This window comes from Butyrivibrio sp. NC3005 (assembly GCF_000424545.1).
Lineage (GTDB): Bacteria > Bacillota > Clostridia > Lachnospirales > Lachnospiraceae > Butyrivibrio.
The window spans coordinates 1-1,198 of sequence record NZ_AUKC01000094.1 but is presented as its reverse complement, the minus strand read 5'-3'; the positions used below and the strand labels follow the sequence as shown (position 1 = coordinate 1,198).

The following is a 1,198-nucleotide window of genomic DNA, read 5'->3' as shown; positions in this document are numbered from 1 at the left end:
TGCTGAGATTTAGGATAATCATCAGCAAGAATCCTGCTTCGCAGGACAAAATTTGTCTTAACGACAAATTTTGGTCTGGTACGGTTATTGATTTTTCTGATGAAAACAATAACCTATACACATACGAACAAAGAGATACTGGGGATCATCGATAAGTATGGCTTGCCGCAGGACTGGAACGATGATGGGGCGCATGGACCGGAGAGATATATAGAAGTTCATATATGGACAGATGAAACAATTATTAAATGGCTGGAAAGGACTTCAGACGAATTTCTGCATTGATGCATCGGTGAAATCTGCCTTTGAAAGAGGATATAAAGTCATTATCCCTGACGGTACGAACTCAACTTTTGATAACGATTATATGGACGGTGAGACAACCTACAAGTATTACAACGAAATAATGTGGCCAAAGAGATTTACAGATTGCATTTCTTTGGACGAAGCACTTGGAATGATGGAGAGATAAATATGAATGAAGCATATTTTGCAGGCGGATGTTTTTGGTGCGTAACACCAATTTATAAGATGTACGGAGTGGATGAGGTTATCTGCGGTTATGCAGGAGGAGACGAAGTTAATCCTACCTATGAGCAGGTAAAACATCAGGAAACAGGTCATAGAGAGACGATCAAACTCGTCTACAATCCTGAGAAAGTCTCATATGAAAGACTTTTAGATATTTACTTTGCTAACGTTGATCCTTTTGATGCAGAGGGCCAGTTCATCGACAAGGGATTTTCATATACTCTTGCGATCTTCTATAAAACAGAAGAAGAAAAAGAGATTGCTCAAAAGAAGATATCTGTAATTGAAAAGAGCTCAGGTAAAGAGGCACAGGTGGCGCTTTTGCCATATAAGAATTTTTATGAGGCGGAAGAATATCATCAGGATTATTATTTGAAAAATCCAGAGGCCTTTGAGAAGGAGCTTGTTGAATCAGGAAGAAAAAAACAAGTATAGTATGATACAAAGTATGACAGAAAAATATATGAGAATAAGACGGATATAAATATATTCGTTAATTGATAACGTAAAAGCAGAATAAGTAAGGATTATCCAAGGTAGATCTATTCGAAAAAAAGTTTATAAATATATGTTGACTTTGGACGCTTATAGAGGTATTCTATTAAACGTCGCTGCGAGCGGAAACAAAATATAATCATCCTCGAATGAATTGATTTTGTAGAAATAG

2 protein-coding genes are annotated in these 1,198 nt (G+C 36.7%); both read left to right on the top strand.

All coding sequences use genetic code 11. From position 1 onward, the window contains the following. The first annotated feature begins 232 nt into the window (after positions 1–232). The gene (locus G634_RS19525; protein WP_081676667.1) at positions 233–472 is read left to right on the top strand and encodes an isochorismatase family protein; all 240 of its coding nucleotides are present in this window, start codon (positions 233–235) and stop codon (positions 470–472) included. Between the two features lie 2 nt (positions 473–474). Further along, positions 475–966, top strand: a complete 492-nt coding sequence (msrA, locus tag G634_RS0114845; RefSeq protein WP_026505920.1) for a peptide-methionine (S)-S-oxide reductase MsrA — start codon at positions 475–477, stop codon at positions 964–966. Positions 967–1,198: the final 232 nt, after the last annotated feature.